At 64.9% G+C, this 18,815-nt stretch carries 20 protein-coding genes; 11 read left to right on the forward strand and 9 right to left on the reverse strand.

The window, feature by feature from the left end; translation table 11 throughout:
• Window positions 1-85: 85 nt before the first annotated feature.
• From moaB to FJ426_RS04915, 6 genes are all read right to left on the reverse strand, one after another.
• Window positions 86-640, reverse strand: coding sequence for a molybdenum cofactor biosynthesis protein B (gene moaB, locus FJ426_RS04890; RefSeq protein ID WP_140559355.1), 555 nt, complete (start codon window positions 638-640; stop codon window positions 86-88).
• Window positions 627-1,505: a 4-(cytidine 5'-diphospho)-2-C-methyl-D-erythritol kinase gene (locus FJ426_RS04895; protein WP_140559356.1), complete on the reverse strand. Its 879-nt coding sequence runs from the start codon at window positions 1,503-1,505 to the stop codon at window positions 627-629. The genes moaB and FJ426_RS04895 overlap by 14 nt, the downstream gene beginning before the upstream one ends.
• Window positions 1,506-1,555: 50 nt before the next feature.
• Window positions 1,556-1,741 carry a hypothetical protein gene (locus tag FJ426_RS04900; protein WP_140497980.1) on the reverse strand — a complete coding sequence of 62 codons (186 nt, stop codon included), beginning with the start codon at window positions 1,739-1,741 and terminating at the stop codon, window positions 1,556-1,558.
• Between the two features lie 137 nt (window positions 1,742-1,878).
• A complete protein-coding gene (locus tag FJ426_RS04905) occupies window positions 1,879-2,742 on the reverse strand; it encodes a S49 family peptidase (RefSeq protein WP_140514766.1) in 864 nt (287 codons plus the stop codon).
• 87 nt (window positions 2,743-2,829) lie between these two features.
• Window positions 2,830-3,630: a methyltransferase gene (locus tag FJ426_RS04910; protein WP_140559357.1), complete on the reverse strand. Its 801-nt coding sequence runs from the start codon at window positions 3,628-3,630 to the stop codon at window positions 2,830-2,832.
• Window positions 3,630-3,854 (reverse strand): DUF2007 domain-containing protein, encoded by a 225-nt coding sequence (locus FJ426_RS04915; RefSeq protein WP_140559358.1) that lies wholly within the window; start codon window positions 3,852-3,854, stop codon window positions 3,630-3,632. The genes FJ426_RS04910 and FJ426_RS04915 overlap by 1 nt, the downstream gene beginning before the upstream one ends.
• A gap of 165 nt (window positions 3,855-4,019) precedes the next feature.
• Between FJ426_RS04915 and FJ426_RS04920 the strand changes: the two genes are divergently transcribed.
• The 5 genes from FJ426_RS04920 to FJ426_RS04940 all read left to right on the forward strand — a co-directional run bounded on the left by FJ426_RS04920 (window position 4,020) and on the right by FJ426_RS04940 (window position 8,906).
• Window positions 4,020-5,036, forward strand: a complete 1,017-nt coding sequence (locus tag FJ426_RS04920; RefSeq protein WP_140559359.1) for a polyprenyl synthetase family protein — start codon at window positions 4,020-4,022, stop codon at window positions 5,034-5,036.
• A gap of 106 nt (window positions 5,037-5,142) precedes the next feature.
• Window positions 5,143-5,811 (forward strand): GntR family transcriptional regulator, encoded by a 669-nt coding sequence (locus FJ426_RS04925; RefSeq protein WP_140559360.1) that lies wholly within the window; start codon window positions 5,143-5,145, stop codon window positions 5,809-5,811.
• 105 nt (window positions 5,812-5,916) lie between these two features.
• The gene (locus FJ426_RS04930; protein WP_140497991.1) at window positions 5,917-6,498 is read left to right on the forward strand and encodes a biotin transporter BioY; all 582 of its coding nucleotides are present in this window, start codon (window positions 5,917-5,919) and stop codon (window positions 6,496-6,498) included.
• Window positions 6,499-6,506: 8 nt separating this feature from the next.
• The gene (locus tag FJ426_RS04935; RefSeq protein ID WP_140497994.1) at window positions 6,507-6,974 is read left to right on the forward strand and encodes a DUF1284 domain-containing protein; all 468 of its coding nucleotides are present in this window, start codon (window positions 6,507-6,509) and stop codon (window positions 6,972-6,974) included.
• A 159-nt stretch (window positions 6,975-7,133) separates the two neighbouring features.
• Window positions 7,134-8,906: a tetratricopeptide repeat protein gene (locus FJ426_RS04940; RefSeq protein WP_140559361.1), complete on the forward strand. Its 1,773-nt coding sequence runs from the start codon at window positions 7,134-7,136 to the stop codon at window positions 8,904-8,906.
• 62 nt (window positions 8,907-8,968) lie between these two features.
• On the opposite strand, the gene FJ426_RS04945 is transcribed toward FJ426_RS04940, so the two are convergent.
• Entirely contained in the window at window positions 8,969-9,430 is a 462-nt protein-coding gene (locus FJ426_RS04945; RefSeq protein ID WP_140559362.1) for a GNAT family N-acetyltransferase, read from the reverse strand.
• Window positions 9,431-9,640: 210 nt separating this feature from the next.
• On the opposite strand from FJ426_RS04945, the gene FJ426_RS04950 reads away from it, so the two are divergent.
• The 3 genes from FJ426_RS04950 (at window position 9,641) to glyS (ending at window position 13,860) form a co-directional block, all read left to right on the forward strand.
• Window positions 9,641-10,561 carry a glycine--tRNA ligase subunit alpha gene (locus FJ426_RS04950; protein WP_181172723.1) on the forward strand — a complete coding sequence of 307 codons (921 nt, stop codon included), beginning with the start codon at window positions 9,641-9,643 and terminating at the stop codon, window positions 10,559-10,561.
• 129 nt (window positions 10,562-10,690) lie between these two features.
• Window positions 10,691-11,365: a DUF559 domain-containing protein gene (locus FJ426_RS31695; RefSeq protein ID WP_246675492.1), complete on the forward strand. Its 675-nt coding sequence runs from the start codon at window positions 10,691-10,693 to the stop codon at window positions 11,363-11,365.
• A 194-nt stretch (window positions 11,366-11,559) separates the two neighbouring features.
• Window positions 11,560-13,860, forward strand: coding sequence for a glycine--tRNA ligase subunit beta (gene glyS / locus FJ426_RS04965; RefSeq protein WP_140558229.1), 2,301 nt, complete (start codon window positions 11,560-11,562; stop codon window positions 13,858-13,860).
• Window positions 13,861-13,947: 87 nt separating this feature from the next.
• Here the strand turns inward: glyS and FJ426_RS04970 are convergent, their stop codons facing one another.
• Window positions 13,948-14,397: a hypothetical protein gene (locus FJ426_RS04970; RefSeq protein WP_140559365.1), complete on the reverse strand. Its 450-nt coding sequence runs from the start codon at window positions 14,395-14,397 to the stop codon at window positions 13,948-13,950.
• A 162-nt stretch (window positions 14,398-14,559) separates the two neighbouring features.
• Here FJ426_RS04970 and FJ426_RS04975 point away from each other — a divergent pair, with 162 nt between their 5' ends.
• The 3 genes from FJ426_RS04975 to FJ426_RS04985 all read left to right on the forward strand — a co-directional run bounded on the left by FJ426_RS04975 (window position 14,560) and on the right by FJ426_RS04985 (window position 17,724).
• The gene (locus FJ426_RS04975; RefSeq protein ID WP_181172720.1) at window positions 14,560-15,534 is read left to right on the forward strand and encodes an L-threonylcarbamoyladenylate synthase; all 975 of its coding nucleotides are present in this window, start codon (window positions 14,560-14,562) and stop codon (window positions 15,532-15,534) included.
• Window positions 15,535-15,544: 10 nt separating this feature from the next.
• Window positions 15,545-16,975, forward strand: a complete 1,431-nt coding sequence (locus tag FJ426_RS04980; protein WP_140559367.1) for an FAD-binding oxidoreductase — start codon at window positions 15,545-15,547, stop codon at window positions 16,973-16,975.
• A gap of 182 nt (window positions 16,976-17,157) precedes the next feature.
• Window positions 17,158-17,724, forward strand: a complete 567-nt coding sequence (locus FJ426_RS04985) for a DUF6101 family protein (RefSeq protein ID WP_140498020.1) — start codon at window positions 17,158-17,160, stop codon at window positions 17,722-17,724.
• A gap of 75 nt (window positions 17,725-17,799) precedes the next feature.
• Here the strand turns inward: FJ426_RS04985 and ubiA are convergent, their stop codons facing one another.
• Complete coding sequence (gene ubiA, locus FJ426_RS04990) at window positions 17,800-18,783, reverse strand: 4-hydroxybenzoate octaprenyltransferase (protein WP_181172724.1); 984 nt, start codon at window positions 18,781-18,783, stop codon at window positions 17,800-17,802.
• Between the last annotated feature and the right edge of the window lie 32 nt (window positions 18,784-18,815).

The raw sequence follows: 18,815 nt of genomic DNA on the forward strand, positions 1-18,815 counted from the left end.
CATCCGGTTTGGAATGGTCTTTCGAAGGCGAAGGCGGTGTTCTGCCTGGCAAACGCGGCGTGAAACCAGCGCCTTGCCTCGGCCTTCACGGAGCCGACATGCCGCGCCGCAGGTGCTCGTCCAGGCGCGGCATGATCTCGACGAAGTTGCAGGGCATGTGCCGGTAGTCGAGTTGCGCCTTCAAGATGCCGTCCCAGGCATCCTTGCAGGCGCCGGGCGAGCCCGGCAGCACGAAGACGAAGGTGGCGTTGACGACGCCGCCGGTCGCCCGGCTCTGGATCGTGGAGGTGCCGATCTTGTCGTAGGAAATGCGGTGGAACACCTCGGAAAAACCATCCATGCGCTTTTCGAAGATCGGCTCCAGCGCGTCCGGCGTCACGTCGCGCCCGGTGAAGCCGGTGCCGCCGGTGGTGATGACGACGTCGATGTCCTTGTCACGCGACCACGCCAGAACCTTGTCGCGGATCTTGTCGCGGTCGTCGGTGACAATGTCGCGGGCGGCGAGGATGTGGCCGGCATCCGCGATGCGGTCGGCCAGCGTCTGGCCGGACCTGTCGTCGGCAAGGCTGCGCGTGTCGGAAACGGTCAGCACCGCGATGCGCACGGGGATGAAGGAACGGTTCTCGTCAGTCCTGGCCATGGGCATCTGCCTCCGCCGTCATGCTGCGCGTCGCGGCGACGAACCAGTCGGGTTGCCGGGCGCGGATGTCCGCGGCCGCGCGCTTGGCGACATTGCCGGTCTCGAACAGGCCGAAGCACGTGGCGCCGGAACCCGACATGCGGGCAAAACCGGCCCCGGCCTTGTTCAGTACCGAAAGTGCCTTGCCGATGGCGGGCTCGATGGCGCGGGCCGCCGGCTCGAGATCGTTGCGCGTTATCTCCAGCCAGTTGCGCAGCCCGTGGAAGTCAACCACATGCGGCAGCGGCGGCAGCGCATCATTGTCGCGCCGCGACAGCGCGTTGAACACGTCGGCTGTCGAGACCGCCTTGCCGGGATTGACCAGCACCAGTCCGAGCGCCGAGAAATCAGGCACGATCGACAGCTCCTCGCCGATGCCGCGTGCAATCAGCGGCCTGGCTGCCAGACACATGGGAATATCGGCGCCAAGCGAAAGCCCGATCCGCGCCAGCGCGGCATCGTCGATGTCGAGTTGCCAGCTCGCCGCAAGCCCGCGCAGCACCGCTGCCGCATCGCTCGACCCGCCGCCGACGCCGGAAGCGACCGGCAGGTTCTTTTCGAGCTTGATGGCGACCGGCGGCGTGCCGCGAGGACCGGCCGCCTGCCGCAGCGCGTCACGCGCCCTGAGCACCAGATTGCGGCCGTCGACGGGAACATCCGGAGCGTAGCGGCCGGACACGCTGAAATCGTCTCGCTCGGCAAGCTCGATCTCGATCCTGTCACCAAAGCGCGTGAACACCGCCAGGCTTTCGATCAGATGATACCCGTCATCGCGCCTGCCGGTGACATGCAGAGCGAGGTTTATCTTGGCGGGCGCCGGCCACATCCGGACGCGCTGGCCGGATTCCAGGCTCTCGATTGCGAGTGAAATGAGGCTCAGTCCTTGGCCAGCCGGTACTCGCCGGTCTTCGGATCCTTCACCAGCGTCCCCATCGCGCCGTTTGCCGTCTGCTTTTCGGTGCGCCGCACCTTGGCGGTTACGCGCTCGGCCTCGCGGATGAAGGTGCGGTAGCCAAAATAGGCGGCGATCCCGACGACGGCGAAGAAAATGATCTGCGGCATATCAAAACTCCTCCCACGCTGGGCCGGCGAAGGGCGGCCGGTCGGGTCGGTTGGCGCATGTCGTCCAAAGGCGGTTTCTGGAGAAAAACGACATGCATGGAACTTCGAGGTTCATGCTAGACGGTTTTGCCAGGTTTTCAAAGCCCGAAGCGCGCCCACAGAGCGCGCTCTTGCGCCGCATCGATCACGCCGCCGGTGGCAGCGGCGGCAATATCGGGCGCCGAAAATCCCTTGCTCGAGCCGAACAGCCCGAAGCGGCCGAACAAACCGCGCGGCGCCGAGATCAGCTTGAGTTGGGTTTTCGCCCCGAACCGCGTCTTGAGCACGGATCGCATGTCGCCGAGCGCATCGACAAGCCCAAGCTCCAGGCCGCGCTTGCCAGTCCAGAACAGGCCCGTGAACAGGTCGGGATCGTCCTTGAGCTTGGTGCCGCGCCGCTCCTTGACCAGATCGATGAAGGTTTCATGCACTTCGAGCTGCAGCGCCTTCAGCCGTTCGATGTCTTCCTTCTTCTCGGGCTTGAATGGATCAAGCACCGACTTGTTCTGGCCAGCGGTGTGGACGCGGCGCTCGACGCCGATCTTCTTCATCAGCTCCGGGAAGCCGAACGAAGCCGAGACCACGCCGATCGAGCCGACGATGGACGACGGGTCGGCGAAAATCTCATCGCCGGCGACCGCGATCATGTAGCCGCCCGAGGCAGCGACGTCCTCGACGAAGACCAGCACCTTTCTGTTCTTCTCGGTCGCCAGGTCGCGGATACGCTTGAAGATCAGCCGCGACTGCACCGGCGAGCCGCCGGGCGAATTGATGGAGATGGCGATGGCAGGCGCGTCGAAGGAAAACGCCTTTTCGATCAGCCCGGCGGTGGAGGCAAGCGACAGGCTGGGACGGAACGGGCCGCCGCCCGCCAGGATGGTGCCGTGCAACCGGATAACCGGAATGGTGACGACCGTGGAACGCCAGGATTTCGGCAGCAGGCGGTTGAAAAGGCGTTTCACTGAGGTCGATCTCCGCTCGATGGGTTGCCAGCATGTAGGAATTTCAAGGCCAACGGCAATGCCGCGGCCATCGCGGCCAGGTTGTGTTCAATCTCCGAACAAGGAGGCGAGGCCGTTGTTGATCATCTCCGTCCGTTCCGACGGGCCGTCGCCCGTCTGCGCGTGAAGCATCAAAGGCGGCCGGATAGCGAGTTTGCCGCGCGCCCCGAGCGTTGCCCTGACGATGATGCGGATCGCCGCGGCATCGGGGCGGGGATGCACGGCCAGCATCTCGGCGTCGCCGAAACGGCCCGCGATCGCATCGAGAAGCGAACCGAGTTGCTCGGGCCGCGCGATGACGGCAAGCCCGCCGCGCGGCCTGACCACTGCTGCGGCACTGCGGATCCAGCCCTCTAACAGCCCGTCCTCCATGACATGCGCTTCCTTTCTCAAGCGCTCGGGCGTGGCGCGGTCCTGCGCGGCGTTGAAGGGCGGATTCATGATGACGAAATCGAAATCATTGTCGCCGAGGCCGGCCGCCGTCCTGGCGCGGCCCGAAAGCGCGACATTGGCGACGAGCACCGAAGCGCGGTCGACGAGGTGAGCGTTGCCGGGATGCGCGAGCGTGGCCGCGGCGAAAGCCGCCATTTCCGGCGCGCGTTCGACCAGCACGGCCCGGGCCGTCGGGCAGCGCGCCAGAACGGCAAGTGCCGCGGCACCGGCACCGGCGCCGAAATCGGCGAGACGCCCGTCGAAGGAGGACGGCACGGCAGCCGCCAGCATCATGGCGTCCATGCCGGCGCGATGGCCGCCATGCTTGGGCTGCACCAGCCAGAACCGGCCGCGATGGAAGGCATCGACCGTGTGGGCTGGCGTGTCCGGGGCGAGGGCGGCTGGCGCGGCGGACATTATTTTTGGCGGATCTCGTTGGCGATGCCGGCATCCGTCAGGATGCGCCGCGCCGTGTCGGCCTTGTCGGCGTCGACCATGACGCGCCGCGGCAGGATGCCGAGCGAGCCGTCGAGCACGCTCATATTCTGGTCGGCCACGAAGCAACCGATGCCGGCATCGCGCATCAGCGATTCGACGAAGGAGATGATGACCGCGTCGTTGGTGCGAATGAGCTCTATCATCTGACGAAACTCTCAGTTTGCCGCGTTCATGTAAACGCATGCGAGGCCCGAAACCAGAGAAGCCGCGCCAATTCGCCACTTGCCGTGGCCGCGTTCGCCGCCCTAGAGTCCGTAACGGAACTAAGGGTGCCGTCGCACGCGTTACATCAGACGGGAGAGTTTGTCGTGGGTGTCGTTCTCAACATCGAAAACGGAAAGCGGGAACCCGCCTCCATCAAGGATCTGATCGACCTGACGGCGGCCGACATGGGGCGCGTCAACGAATTGATCCTGTCGAAGGCCGGATCCGATGTCGAGATGATCCCGGAGGTCGCCAACCACTTGATCTCGTCGGGCGGCAAGCGGCTCAGGCCAATGCTGACGCTCGCCGCCGCACAGATGTTCGGCTATGCCGGCGAGGGCCACGTCAAGCTCGCCACATCGGTCGAGTTCATGCACACGGCGACGCTGCTCCACGACGACGTCGTCGACGAGAGCGGCATGCGACGCGGCAAGAAGACGGCCCGCATGATCTGGGGCAACCAGGCTAGCGTGCTGGTCGGCGACTTCCTGCTTGGCCAGGCATTCCGCACGATGGTCGATGTCGGTTCGCTGGAGGCGCTCGACATCCTGTCGAGCGCGGCCTCGATCATCGCCGAGGGCGAGGTCATGCAGCTTGCCGCCGCCAAGAACCTGGAGACCACCGAGGACGAGCATTTCGCCGTCATCAAGGCCAAGACCGCGGCCTTGTTCTCGGCTGCCGCCGAGGTCGGCCCCGTCATCGCCCAGGCGACGCGCAACGACCGCGCCGCCTTGCGCTCCTACGGCATGAATCTCGGGCTCGCCTTCCAGCTGATCGACGATGCGCTGGACTATGGCGGCACCAGCAAGGATCTGGGCAAGAATGTCGGCGACGATTTTCGCGAGGGCAAGGTGACGCTGCCGGTCATTCTCGCCTACCGGCGCGGCAGCAAGGCCGAGCGCACCTTCTGGAAGCGGGCCATCGAGGACAATGTCACCGATGACGCCGGCCTCGAAAAGGCGATCGGGCTGATGACCCACCACGGCGCGATCGCAGACACGATCGGGCGCGCCCGTCATTTCGGCGAGATCGCCCGCGACGCGCTGGCGCCGCTGGAGGCGACGCCGCAGAAATCGGCGCTGATCGACGTCATCGACTTCTGCATCAGCCGGGTGAACTGAGCCGCTGCCTTTCACGCAGCTCTCCTCTGGCTCGTGCTGGGGAGAAATCCGTGAATCCTTCTCCGCCGCCTCGACAAGCTGCCCGGCTGCAAATTATCTATAAAACATGGCAAAGGGCACGGACGACACCATCGCGGTGCGCATCGGCAAGGTTCTGGCGGATCGCATCATCTCGGGCGCGATCGAGCCGGGCGCCCGGTTGCGGCAGGACCATGTCGCCGAGGAGTTTAATACCAGCCATGTGCCCGTGCGCGAGGCCTTTCGCCGCCTCGAGGCGCAAGGCCTCGCCGTCAGCGAACCGCGCCGCGGCGTGCGCGTGGCGGCTTTCGACCTCGGCGAGGTCAAGGAGGTCGCCGAAATGCGGGCGGCGCTCGAAGTGCTGGCGCTGCGCCACGCGGCGCCGCATCTGACCTCCGCTATTCTCGATCGGGCCGAGGAGGCCAGCAAGGCCGGCGACAAATCCCGGGACGTCAGGTCGTGGGAAGAAGCCAACCGCGCCTTTCACCGGTTGATCCTGACGCCATGCGGCATGTCGCGTCTTCTCGCCACCATCGATGACCTGCACGCCGCAAGCGCCCGTTTCCTGTTCGCCGCATGGCGCTCGGAATGGGAGACCCGTACCGACCAGGACCACCGGGCGATATTGGCCGCCTTGCGGCAGGGCAACACCGAATCGGCCGCGGCGACATTGGGGCGGCACGTGCAATGGATTGGCCGCAAGCCGGTCAGGACAGCCTCCGGCACCACGCGAGAGACCTTCGCGATCGTGGGCTAACCGCCTTGCGCAAGGCGTGCCTTGCCATCGTCCGAAAATTGTGGCTTCGATAATAGATCGAAGGCAAAAATTATCTATAATTTTGGATCGACCAAGGGAGCCCCTATGACCGACATCGCGTTCTCGTCCGCAAAACCGTCCTTCAGCCCGCTCCGGCTTCAGGAGCGATCGCTCGGCTGGCAGGCGGGCGCCGTCGTGCTCGGCACCCTGTTCCTGGCGCTGTCCTCCTACATCGAGGTGCCGATGGTGCCGGTTCCGGTGACGATGCAGACCTTTGCCGTGACGCTGGTCGGCGCGCTCTACGGCTGGCGGCTGGGCGCGATCACCATCGCCGCCTGGCTGGCCGAGGGTGCGGTCGGCTTCCCGGTTCTGGCCGGCGGGGCTGCCGGCGTACAACATTTTATTGGCCCGACGGGCGGCTATCTCTTCGCCTTCCCGGTTGTCGGCGCACTGGTCGGCTGGCTGGCGGAGCGCGGTTGGAACGGCGGCAGGGTCGTGCTTGCCTTTGCCGCCATGCTGCTCGGCAACCTGCTGTGCCTAGCCCTTGGCACGGCGTGGCTCGCCGTCATCATCGGCGCCGAGAAGGCTGTTGCCTTCGGCTTCCTGCCGTTTGTCCTCGGTGGCCTGCTCAAGTCGGCGCTTGGCGCCGCCACGCTGATGGCGCTCCCGCGCGGCAAGGCGAAATAGCGCCAGCCGTGACGATAAGGCTGCGCGCTCATCACCTCCTTTGCCTGCTCACCTATGTGGGCAAGGGATACAGCCCCGCATTCACGGCCAACTACGACGGTATCGCGCAGCGCCTTGGCCGGGGCGAGGACATACTGGTCGTGTCCGGCCCGGACGACATCTGCGCACCGTTGCTGGATGAACAGGAGCCACATTGCCTGCGGGACAGCGCCGCCGAGCGGGACCGGCTTGCCGCCCACGATGCCGGCGCCTTGCTCGGGCGACCAATCCGGGCCGGTGCGCGCCTCGATCCCGGTGCGGACATGCTGGCGCGGATGCGGCAGGCCTTCTCGGCCGGCCTCACGCGCGAGGCCTGCCGAGGCTGTGAATGGAGCGGCCTGTGCAGCGCGGTGGCGTCAGGCGGATATCAGGGCGCGCGCCTGCGGCCCTCCGGTCTTCCGGGCACTCCTGACGCCGATGCGCCGGTTTCGGGCTGAAAGCCGTTCTTTGCCGGCATGGTTTGTTAATCGGGTGACCCGATTGTGAATTCGAGGCGGATTGAAGCGTGACCCCAAAAAGGCCATGCTTTTCTCCGAAAGATCGAATCTACGTCGATCCCGCTGACGCGGAGATGGCGCCTGGCTGAAAGGGATACGATGCAGCAGGGACGTGTGCGCTGGCTGACAAGGCTGGCACTTGTGACGGGCATGGCGATTTCGGCGCTGCCGGCCTATGCCAAGCAGACCACCGAACCGGTGAAGATCACATCTTTCTCGGGAGCCTATCTGGCTGCCCGGATCGCCGAGGGTGACAACGACCTGGATAATGCCATTGCCTACTACAAGCAGGCCCTGGCCTTCGATCCAAGCGATACGGGCCTGCAGCAGAGCCTGATGCTGTCGCTGATCGCGCAAGGCCGCTTCGACGAATCCCTTGTCTATGCCGACAAGCTCAAGGAAGTTCCCGACGTCGAACGGTTCTCGCGCCTGGCGCTGGCGGTCGATTCCTTCCACAAGAAGGATTTTTCCAAGGCGCAGTATTGGTTGAAGCTGTCGCTGGAATCCGATCTCGACCGGCTGATCTCCGGCGTCATGTCCGGCTGGGCCCAAGAGGGCGCCGGCGACCCCAGCGAGGCGATGGCATCCATCGACAAGCTGCAGGGGCCGGACTGGTTCGGCCTGTTCAAATCCTTCCACCGCGCACTGATCGCCGACGCGTCCAACATGCCTGAGAAGGCCGACGCGATCTACGCCGCGACCATGCAGGACACCGCCGCTGGCAGCGCGGCTCCCGAAACATGGATGCGCAATGCGCAGGCCTATGCCTCGTTCCTGGCCCGCAAGGGCGACACGGCCAAGGCGGTATCGGTGCTCGACCAGGCCGAGGCGTTTTCGCCGGGCAAGCTGGAAATCGTTGCCTTGCGCGACAGGATCAGCAAGGGCGACAAGATCCCGCCCTTCATAGCCGGCCCATCCGACGGCGCCTCCGAGATACTGCTCGATCTGGCAACCGCGCTCAATCGCGGCGGCGGTGAGCCTTTCGTCAGGCTCTATCTGCAATATGCGCTGGCGCTGAAACCCGACAGCGATGCCGCCCTGGTGCAGCTTGCCGCCGTTTCCGAACAGCTGAAGGACGGCGAGGGGGCCATCGCGCTCTACCGACGGATACCGGATACCTCGCCGCTGAAGGAGCTTTCGGACTTACAGCTTGGCCTCAACCTGGCCGATCTCGATCGCCATGACGAGGCGATCACGCATCTGAAGGCCTTCGTCGATAAGCATCCCAACGACATGCGCGCCTATCTGGCGCTTGGTGGGGTCTATTCGTCGAAGGAGGATTTCCGTTCCGCCGCCAATCTCTACGACAAGGCCGTCGAGGCGCTGAAGACGCCGACCGCCGCCAACTGGAATATCTTCTACCAGCGGGGCATCGCCTATGAGCGGCTGAAGGAATGGCCGAAGGCCGAGCCGAATTTCCGCAAGGCGCTGGAATTGCAGCCCGACCAGCCGCAGGTGCTGAACTATCTCGGCTATTCCTGGGTCGACATGAATATGAACCTGAAGGAAGGCCTGGCGATGATACAGAAGGCCGTCGATCTCAGGCCGAGCGACGGTTACATCGTCGACTCGCTGGGCTGGGCCTATTTCCGCCTCGGCAGGTACGATGACGCGGTGCGCGAAATGGAACGCGCGGTGTCGCTGAAGCCGGAAGATCCGGTGCTGAACGACCATCTCGGCGACGCCTATTGGCGCGTCGGCCGCAAGCTGGAAGCCACCTTCCAGTGGAACCAGGCGCGCGACCTGAAGCCGGATCCCGACGTGCTTGCCGCCTTGCAGCAGAAGCTGATGAAGGGACTGCCGCCGATCGAGTCCAACACGGCGCAGGAAACCCCCAAGGTCAAGCCGGCACCGGCTGCGCCGAAGGGCTAAGATGAAATGATGTTGCTCGCGAACGGGGCCCTTGTCGGGCTCCGTTTTCGTTGGCAGCCGTGTCAGAACAGCTTGCGGTAGACGACGAAGCCCGAGCGTTCGCCGATCCTGTCGTAGAGCTTCATGGCGGTGTGATTGGTCTCGTGCGTCAGCCAGTAGACCCGGCCCGAACCGGCCGCCTGCGCCCGCTCGTAGACGCCCTCGATGAGAGCCCGGCCGATGCCCTTGCCGCGCAAGGTCTCGTCGGTGAAAAGATCCTGCAGATAGCAGTTCGGCGCGACCGCCGTGGTGCTGCGGTGGAAGAGGTAGTGCACGAGGCCGACGAGCCGTCCTTCACTTTCGGCAACCAGCGCATGCATCGGCTCATAGGCGTCGAAGAAGCGCGACCATGTCATGGCGGTGATCTCGCTTGCCAGCGCCGTCTCGCCCGAGCGCCCGTAAAACGCGTTGTAGCCGTCCCACAGCGGCAGCCATTGCGCGAAATCCTGGCGCGTGACCGGGCGGACGGTGATGGAGTTGGGCATGGCTGACCTGTTGTCTGGCGAGACGGAGTTGTGAGCGTTCACCAGAAGGCACGTGCTCATCGCCGGCAATGGGCCAGCCGCTCGCAAAGCTTTCGACATGCCTCGCGACGCCCGCGCCTTGCTTGACGCTTCGCCGCCGTGTCTCTAGGACGGGGCCGCAAGTCAGCCCTTGCAGCCGAGGCCACCGTGACGATTGAAATCCCCGCCCATATGCATCCCAGCCGCTCCTTTCAGGGGCTGATCCTGACTCTGCACAATTACTGGGCGGACTATGGCTGCGTGATCCTCCAGCCCTACGACATGGAGGTCGGTGCCGGCACCTTCCATCCGGCCACGACGCTGCGGGCGCTTGGACCGAGGCGCTGGAACGCCGCCTACGTCCAGCCTTCGCGCCGTCCCAAGGACGGCCGCTACGGCGAGAACCCCAACCGGCTGCAGCACTATTATCAGTATCAGGTGATCCTGAAGCCAAACCCGCCGAACCTGCAGGAACTCTATCTCGGCTCGCTGGCGGCGATCGGCGTCGACCCGCTGCTGCATGACATCCGTTTCGTCGAGGACGACTGGGAAAGCCCGACTCTGGGCGCCTGGGGCTTGGGCTGGGAATGCTGGTGCGATGGCATGGAGGTTTCGCAGTTCACCTATTTCCAGCAGGTCTGCGGCATCGAATGCGCACCGGTGGCTGGCGAGCTGACCTACGGGTTGGAGCGGTTGGCCATGTATGTGCAGGGCGTGGACAATGTCTACGACCTCAACTTCAACGGCCGCGAAGGCGCCGACAAGGTGACATATGGCGATGTCTTCCTGCAGGCCGAACAGGAATATTCGCGCCACAATTTCGAGTACGCCAACACGGCGATGCTGCTCAGGCATTTCGAGGACGCCGAGGCCGAGTGCAAGGCGTTGCTCGACGCCGGCGCGCCGGCATCGAACGACAATCTGCCGATGCATCGCATGGTCTTTCCCGCCTATGACCAGTGCATCAAGGCCAGCCATGTCTTCAACCTGCTCGACGCGCGTGGCGTAATTTCGGTCACCGAACGGCAGAGCTACATCCTGCGGGTGCGCAATCTGGCGAAAGCCTGCGGCGAGGCGTTCCTGAAGACGCAGGCAGGTGGGTTGGCGGCGTGAGTTCAGGCACCCTCCCTCATCAATTCGAGGGAAACGTTGATCGGCGATAGAATCTGGCCGCTCGGGCCGGCTATAATGCGCAATGCTTGGCGCACGCCCGGCATCGAGAAGGCGCCATGGGCCTGAGCGGTGAAGCAGGCGCTGAGCGCCAGGATTTGCAAAAGTCTGGATACCGTTTTCATGGTCGTTCAGCCAATAGCTCTCTGCCTGAGCGTGGGTCGCTTCAGCGCTGCGTTCGGTTCATGGAAATCTTTGATCCAAGGACGGGTGGGATCATCCCGTCCCGACAGGACGCCCAAAATTTCTGGAAAGGGTGACAGCGGCCAGCCGAGTTGCTATGGCCTCTTTACCTCCCCCTGGATGGGGGAGGTCGCCGCGAAGCGGCGGGTGGGGGTGACAGCGCGACTTCTCATGCCGAAACTCGATCGGTTCAAACTGCGGTCGGCGCAACGGCTTCGTGCGGCGATGACCGACGAAGAACGCATCTTGTGGCGGCACCTATGGCGCATCCCGGTGGAAAGGCACTCATTTCGCAAGCAGGCGTCGGTCGGTATTTACTTCCCTGATTTCATCTCGCACCGCCTGAAGCTGATCATCGAGGTGGACGGCGCTCACCACAGTTTCGATCGTCAGCAACGACACGACGAAATTCGGACAAAATGGTTCGAAAGTCAGGGCTATCGTGTCATCCGCTTCTGGAACCACGAAATCAAAAACGAACTGGATTCCGTGCTCGATACGATCTATGCGGCGGTGGAAGAACGAAAATCAGACCTTCGCCCGTCAGACGCCGAAGGCGCTTGAGATTGAGACGCCGCCACCCCACCCCGGCGCTGACGCGCCGACCCTCCCCATCGAGGGGAGGGTGAGGAGCTATCCATGCCTGACCTGCTTCTAGAACTTCGCTCCGAGGAAATCCCGGCCCAGCCGCGCGCCCGCAGCGCCGGAGGCGCGAGGACGCGCGAACAGGAAAATGGCATGCGGGCGGAGACACTCTGATGCCGGATCTTTTGCTCGAACTTCGCTCCGAGGAAATCCCGGCCCGCATGCAGCGCAAGGCGGCGGGCGATCTGAGGAAGATGCTGACCGACGGCCTGGTCGAGGCAGGGCTGACCTACGAGGCGGCGCGCGAGTACTGGACACCGCGGCGACTGGCGCTCGACATCAGGGGCCTGACCGCGCGCTCGAAGGATATCCGCGAGGAGATCAAGGGGCCGTCGACGACGGCGCCGGAACAGGCGGTCCAGGGCTTCCTGCGCAAGGCCGGGCTTTCCTCGGTCGCCGAGGCACACGTCCATTCCGACCCGAAGAAAGGCGATTTCTACGTCGCCCATGTCTCGAAGCCGGGCAGGGCGGCGGAAGAGATCATCGCCGGACTGGTGCCTGACATCATCCGCAATTTCCCGTGGCCGAAATCGATGCGTTGGGGGCCGGCCTCGGCCAAGCCCGGCTCGCTGCGCTGGGTGCGGCCGCTGCAATCGATCCTGTGCACCTTCGGTCCGGAAACCGAGGAGCCGGTCGTGGTCGATTTCGAGATCGACGGCATCCGTTCGGGCAATGTCACTTACGGCCACCGCTTTCACGCGCCCGGCGAAATCACCGTGCGCCGCTTCGACGATTATGTAAGCAAGCTGGAAGCGGCCAAGGTCGTGCTCGACGCCGACCGGCGCAAGGAGATCATCCTTGCCGATGCCCGCAACCTCGCTTTCGCCAACGGGCTGGATCTGGTCGAGGACGAGGGGCTTCTGGAAGAGGTGTCCGGGCTGGTGGAATGGCCTGTCGTGCTGATGGGCGCGTTCGAAGACGCTTTCCTGGCCATTCCGGCCGAGGTGATCCGCCTGACCATCCGCGCCAACCAGAAGTGCTTTGTGACATCGCGCCCAATCTCCCCCCTCGAGGGGGAGATGTCGGCGAAGCCGACAGAGGGGGTCGGCACGACGGGACGCGACTCCCTTTCGCACACAGAGGACGCCGGCGCTCCACATGAGACGACCCCCTCTGCCCTGCCGGGCATCTCCCCCTCAAGGGGGGAGATCAGCGAACTTTCCAACCGCTTCATCCTCACCGCCAACATCGAGGCGAGCGACGGCGGCAAGGAGATCGCCCAGGGCAACGGCAAGGTGGTGCGCGCGCGCCTCTCCGACGCGCTCTATTTCTGGACGACCGACCAGGGCGATCTGCCCGATCTCGCCGAGCTCGAGGCGTCGGCGAGAAAGTTCGGGCTTGACCTGAAGAAGCCTCTCGACCAGCGCATCGCGCGCCTCGACCACCTCAATGTGACCTTCCATGCCAAGCTTGGCACGCAGGGCGCGCGCGTGGAGCGGATCAGGCGATTGGCGGAGGAACTGGCGCCGCTCGTCGGCGCCGATCCCGCGCTCGCCGCTCGCGCCGCGGTTCTCGCCAAGGCCGATCTGACCACCGAAGTGGTCGGCGAGTTTCCCGAATTGCAGGGCGCCATGGGCCGCAAATACGCGTTGCTCCAGGGCGAGCATCCGTCCGTGGCGGCAGCCATCGAAGAGCACTACAAACCGCAGGGGCCGTCCGATTACGTGCCGAGCGATCCGGTGTCGATCGCCGTCGCGCTCGCCGACAAGCTGGATACGCTTGTCGGCTTCTGGGCCATCGATGAAAAACCGACCGGCTCGAAGGATCCTTACGCGCTGCGCCGCGCTGCGCTCGGCGTGGTGAGGATTTTGGTCGAGAACCGCATTCGACTGGGGCTGACGACGATCTTCGGCAGCGCCTCCATGAATTACACGGTTGGCAGTACGGATCAGGTCCGAGACCTCCTCGCCTTCTTCCACGACCGCCTGAAAGTCTACCTGCGCGATCAGGGCGCTCGCCACGACCTGATCGACGCTGTCATCACGCCGCAGTCGGATGACCTGCTGCAGATCGTACGCCGCGTCGAGGCGCTCGGCACTTTCCTCGACACCGAGAACGGCAAGAACCTGCTTGCCGGCACCAAGCGCGCGGCCAATATTTTGGCTGCCGAGGAGAAGAAGAAAACGGCGATCGCCGAAACCGTCGAGCCCGCGCTGTTCCGCGAGGATGCCGAGAAATCGCTGTTCGCGGCGGTGAATCAGGCCGAGAAGCAAGCCGGCGAAGCGATTCAAAACGAAGACTTTTCCGCCGCCATGCTGGCGCTTAGCGTTTTGCGCGAACCGGTTGATTCATTCTTTGAACGCGTTCTCGTGAATGATGAGGATCAGGCCGTGCGCGCCAATCGATTGGCGCTGCTCGCCCGCATCCGCGCGGCCACCGACCAGGTTGCGGATTTCTCCAAGATCGCGGGCTAGAGACTTCAGGCGGCGACACTCGTCCACGGCGCAAAAGCGGCCTGTCCGGCAATGGTGCCGGACGCCGGACCGACGTCAAGACAGCCGCTACTTGAGCTTGCCGACTCCAGGGACGGGCTGCTGCGCTGCCGCCGCCGGCGCGGCTGCCGGTGATGTCGCCGGGGTCTTCTGCCCATTCGCCGCCGGTGCCGTCGAAGCGGTGGCGGTTGCAGGGGCAGTGGCCGGCACCTTGGCCTGCGTGGGCGTCGAGAAGGCGCTGCCGACGATACCGCCGCGAATGATCATCGGGTTTTGCAGGAAGCCGTGCCGCGCCTCAGGCGCGTTCGGGATCGCCGCCACCTTTTCATAGGTGACGTCAGGGTCGCCGAGTGCGGTGACCGACCGCGTATCGCCTGCCTGGGCAGCGTCGGCTGCCTCCAGCGTGACAATGGACGGCGTTGCGGACGGCGCTCCGGGAAAGACCAGTGACGAGGCCTGGGCCCCGCCGGCCATCGCCGCCAGAGTGACACCCAGCGTTCCCCAAATACGCACAGACACGATGAAAGCTCCCCATTACCCGGAAGCCCCACGATAGCGGGTCGGAATTGATGCCGGCTTTCGCGGAACCGTAGCATTTTAGGGATTGTTAAATCGCCAAGGGCCGGGCTTGCCCCTTGGACGCCATCGTACTACGCAGCCGGCATTCGTGAGGTGACCAGAGTGGCTGAAATTCTTGCCGTCGGCGAGGCGATGGAACGGGCATTGGCGCTGCTTGAAAGCGGCGAGGTGGTCGCCATTCCGACCGAGACCGTCTATGGGCTCGCCGGCGACGCCACCAACGGCATCGGCGTGGCGCGCATCTTCGAGGCCAAGGGGCGGCCGCGCTTCAACCCTCTGATCGCCCATATCGCCGATATGGAGATGGCCGAGCGCATCGCTGTGTTCGATCCGCTGTCGAGGAAATTGGCGCTTGCGTTCTGGCCAGGTCCTTTGACGCTGGTGCTGCCGCAGCGGCCCGGCAACGGCACCCATCCTTTGGTCACCGCCGGGCTCGACACGATCGCCTTGCGCATGCCGAGGGGCTTTGGCGGCGACCTGATTGCAAGGCTCGGCCGGCCGCTTGCGGCCCCCAGCGCCAATTCCTCCGGCAGGATCAGCGCGACGACGGCGCAAGCCGTGGCGGCTGATCTCGGCGCACGCATAAAGCTGGTCGTCGATGGCGGGGCGACGCCGGTCGGGCTGGAATCGACCATCGTCAAGGCCGAAGAGGGAAAATTGCGTCTGCTGAGGCCCGGCGGGATTGCCGCCCAGGAAATCGAGGCGGTCGTCGGCATGGAGTTGTTGCGCGGCGCCGACGCCGGTGTCGAGGCGCCGGGCATGCTTGCCTCGCACTATGCGCCTGACGCCGCGGTGCGGCTCAACGCCGGGACCGTCGGCGAAGGCGAGGCGCTGCTGGCCTTCGGCAAACGTCGCGCCGAAGGCTGGCAAAACGCGGCCGCCTGCCTCAATCTGTCCGAGGCTGGCGACCTGCGCGAAGCGGCGAGCAATCTTTTCGCCTACATGCAGCAACTCGATCGCAGCGGCGCGCGGACCATCGCCGTGGAACCCGTTCCCTTCGACGGGCTCGGCGAAGCGATCAACGATCGGCTTTCGCGGGCCGCCGCGCCGCGTGACAATAGCTTGCCGCCAACATAGTTTCGCGCACATGACCGACATCGCCGAGATTCCCGACACCGCTCTCATCGACCGCTTCGCGGCGATCGTCGGTGAGAAATACGCGCTGCGCGACCAGCGCGATATAGCACCCTACATCACCGAACGGCGCGGGCTGTGGCATGGCGCGACATCGCTTGTGCTGCGGCCAGGCAGTGTGGAGGAGGTCAGCCGGATCATGCGGCTGGCGACCGAGACGGCAACGCCGGTCGTGCCGCAAAGCGGCAATACCGGGCTGGTCGGCGCCCAGGTGCCGGACAACTCCGGCCGCGAGATCGTGCTGTCCCTGTCGCGGCTGAACCGCATCCGCGAGATCGATGTCTTGTCCAACACCGTGACGGCGGAGGCCGGCGTCATCTTGCAGACGTTGCAGGAAGCGGCCGATGCCGCAGACCGGCTGTTTCCGCTGTCGCTGGCCGCGCAGGGCTCCTGCCAGATCGGCGGCAATCTTTCCTCCAATGCCGGCGGCACCGGCGTGCTGGCCTATGGCAATGCACGCGAGCTCTGCCTCGGCGTCGAGGTGGTGTTGCCGACCGGCGAAGTGTTCGACGATCTGCGCAAGCTGAAGAAGGACAATACCGGCTACGACCTCAAGAACCTGTTCGTCGGCGCCGAAGGCACGCTCGGCATCATCACCGCCGCCGTGCTGAAACTGTTCCCGAAGCCGAAAGGTCGCGAGGTCGCGTTCGTCGGCCTGCCGTCGGCCGAGGCGGCGCTGTCGCTGTTCAGCCTGGCGACGGACCGCGCCGGCGCCGCGCTCACCGCCTTCGAACTGATCGGCAAGCGGCCCTACGATTTCACGCTGGCGCATGCCCAGGGCGTGGTGCGGCCGCTGGCGCAGGATTGGCCGTGGTATGTGCTGATGCAGATCTCGTCCGGCCGTTCACCAGAAGATGCCAGGGCCTTGATCGAGGACGTGCTCGGGGCCGGGCTGGAACAGGAAATCGTCGGCGATGCGGTGATCGCGGCCAGCCTTGCGCAAGGCGATGCCTTCTGGAATTTTCGCGAGGTGCTGCCCGACGCGCAGAAGCCCGAGGGCGCCTCGATCAAGCATGACATTTCGGTCCCGGTGGCATCGATCCCACGTTTCATCGAAGAGGCCGCCGGCGCGGTGGCTTCGGTCAGCCCCGGAGCGCGCGTGGTCTGCTTCGGCCATATGGGCGACGGCAATCTCCACTATAACATCTCGCGGCCCATCGACGGCGACGACCAGGCGTTTCTCGATCTCTACCACCCCATGAACAAGGCCGTGCACGACGTCGTGCGCTCCTTCCACGGCTCGATCTCGGCCGAGCACGGCATCGGCCAGTTGAAGCGGGACGAACTGATCGCCACCGCCCCGCCGATGGCGATCGACCTGATGCGCAGGGTCAAGCAGGCCTTCGACCCGGCCGGCATCATGAATCCTGGTAAGGTTATCTGATCCTTTCGGATTCAAGCGCTCGGTCGCATTCCGATAACCATCCCCGTGATCAGCAAAATTTAACCGACTTTCTTAAGCGCGGCGGTAAGGAGGCCGCGCTACTGTTTCCCCATAACGAGGCCGGGAAAACTGGCCCGGAGAGAACCGGACACCGGCTCTCAGGAGAAACAGGAAGGCATTCAATGAACACTGGACTGAAGCCAGTCTGGGCGGGACGCAACATGCGCCTCGACCCATTCCGCCTGCCGCAGGTGGTAAGCTACGCCACGCGCGACGACTATGGCGACGTGACCTTCACCATCGACCACCGTGGCGCCGTGATCCGCCGCCTGCTCGAGATGAGCGGCGTACCGGCGATCATCGCTCTGCCCGCCAATGCGTTCCGCGGCGTTGCCGCCCGCGCGATGGAGGACCCGGAAGGTAACGTCACGGTGACTTTGGAACTCCTGCACAATGATCCGATGCTGTCGGTGCCGCTGCTGGTGGCCGACGATCTCGACGACGTCGCCGCCGACTGGCGCGCCTGGGCCGACGCCTATCGCCTGCCGATGCTGTTGATCGAATCGGACGGCATCGCCCGCACGCTGGAGGAATCGCTCGGCGCCGCCATCAAGACGCTGCCGCCGCAGGACCGCCGCAAGGGCCGCGTTTCGACCATGCGCCGCCCGCGCTTCCTCGCCCGCCGCAGGGCGGGTGACCTCGGTCTCAGGCTGGTGATCGGCGGCGAGGAGATCATCGCGCGCGAATAGGCTGAAATTCTGTCTGGAAGGCTGGCGCCGGCTAGCGCCACCTTCTCTCCGTAAACGGGGAGAAGGAAAAGAAAACTACACCAGTGGCTTCAGCGCCACCCACAGCGCGCCGCCGATGAGGCCGAGGAAGATCAGCCAGCCGACCTGGTTGTTCGACCTGAACAGCCGCAGGCATTGATCCGGATTGTCGATATCCAGCACCAGGATCTGCCGCGCCATGTGGGCGCCGGCGGCGATAAGTCCGGCCAGAGCCACGACAGGGGCCTGCGCTGACGCGAAGGCGATGGCGAAGCAGACAAGCGCGCCGCCGTAAAGCCCGGCCAGCCACGACTTGGTATTGTCGCCGAACAGGCGCGCGGTCGAGCGTACGCCGACGACGGCGTCGTCTTCCTTGTCCTGGTGCGCATAGATCGTGTCGTAGCCGATCACCCACAGGATCGAGCCGAGATAGAGCATGACGGCCGGCCCGTCGAGGTCGCCGAACTCAACCGCCCATCCCATCAGCGCGCCCCAGGAAAAGGCAAGGCCGAGAACCAGTTGCGGCCAGTTGGTGATCCGCTTCATGAATGGATAGATGGCGACGATGGCCAGCGAGCAGACGCCGAGCAGGACGGCGAAGCTGTTGAACTGCAAGAGCACGGCAAGTCCGACCAGTGCCTGCAGGATGACAAACAGCCACGCCCCACGCCGCGTGACCTTGCCCGACGGAAGCGGCCGCGAGCGCGTGCGCTCGACCTGATTGTCGATGTCTTCGTCAGCCAAGTCGTTGTAGGTGCAGCCGGCGCCGCGCATGGCGATGGCGCCGGCCAGGAACAGCACGAGATACAAGGGCGCCGGCAGCAGTGAAAGCAGCGGATCGCCCGGGCGCGGGTAGGCGCTGGCCGCGAGAGCCGCGGACCACCAGCACGGCCACAAAAGCAACTGCCAGCCGATCGGCCGGTCCCATCGGGCAAGCTGTGCGTAGGGCCATATCGGCCGCGGCAGCACGCGGTAGACCCAATGGCCGTTCGGCGCGTCGGCGACGCGGCCCTGGGCTGCTTTCGACTGAACCGTTTCCATGACGATGGAGTGGCAGCAGCCGCGCAAACCGT

The organism is Mesorhizobium sp. B2-6-4, assembly GCF_006441495.1.
Classification (GTDB): Bacteria; Pseudomonadota; Alphaproteobacteria; order Rhizobiales; family Rhizobiaceae; genus Mesorhizobium.

What these genes read in the sequence shown, in the direction of transcription:
- FJ426_RS04950 (WP_181172723.1), top strand. Translation starts at nt 9,641, where the DNA reads ATGCATCCCAGCCGCTCCTTTCAGGGGCTGATCCTGACTCTGCACAAT.
- FJ426_RS04930 (WP_140497991.1), top strand. Translation starts at nt 5,917, where the DNA reads ATGACCGACATCGCGTTCTCGTCCGCAAAACCGTCCTTCAGCCCGCTC.
- FJ426_RS04895 (WP_140559356.1), bottom strand. Translation starts at nt 1,505, where the DNA reads ATGTGGCCGGCGCCCGCCAAGATAAACCTCGCTCTGCATGTCACCGGC.
- FJ426_RS04925 (WP_140559360.1), top strand. Translation starts at nt 5,143, where the DNA reads ATGGCAAAGGGCACGGACGACACCATCGCGGTGCGCATCGGCAAGGTT.
- FJ426_RS04980 (WP_140559367.1), top strand. Translation starts at nt 15,545, where the DNA reads ATGACCGACATCGCCGAGATTCCCGACACCGCTCTCATCGACCGCTTC.
- FJ426_RS04910 (WP_140559357.1), bottom strand. Translation starts at nt 3,630, where the DNA reads ATGTCCGCCGCGCCAGCCGCCCTCGCCCCGGACACGCCAGCCCACACG.
- FJ426_RS04900 (WP_140497980.1), bottom strand. Translation starts at nt 1,741, where the DNA reads ATGCCGCAGATCATTTTCTTCGCCGTCGTCGGGATCGCCGCCTATTTT.
- FJ426_RS04945 (WP_140559362.1), bottom strand. Translation starts at nt 9,430, where the DNA reads ATGCCCAACTCCATCACCGTCCGCCCGGTCACGCGCCAGGATTTCGCG.
- moaB (WP_140559355.1), bottom strand. Translation starts at nt 640, where the DNA reads ATGGCCAGGACTGACGAGAACCGTTCCTTCATCCCCGTGCGCATCGCG.
- FJ426_RS04940 (WP_140559361.1), top strand. Translation starts at nt 7,134, where the DNA reads ATGCAGCAGGGACGTGTGCGCTGGCTGACAAGGCTGGCACTTGTGACG.
- glyS (WP_140558229.1), top strand. Translation starts at nt 11,560, where the DNA reads ATGCCGGATCTTTTGCTCGAACTTCGCTCCGAGGAAATCCCGGCCCGC.
- FJ426_RS04985 (WP_140498020.1), top strand. Translation starts at nt 17,158, where the DNA reads ATGAACACTGGACTGAAGCCAGTCTGGGCGGGACGCAACATGCGCCTC.
- ubiA (WP_181172724.1), bottom strand. Translation starts at nt 18,783, where the DNA reads ATGGAAACGGTTCAGTCGAAAGCAGCCCAGGGCCGCGTCGCCGACGCG.
- FJ426_RS04915 (WP_140559358.1), bottom strand. Translation starts at nt 3,854, where the DNA reads ATGATAGAGCTCATTCGCACCAACGACGCGGTCATCATCTCCTTCGTC.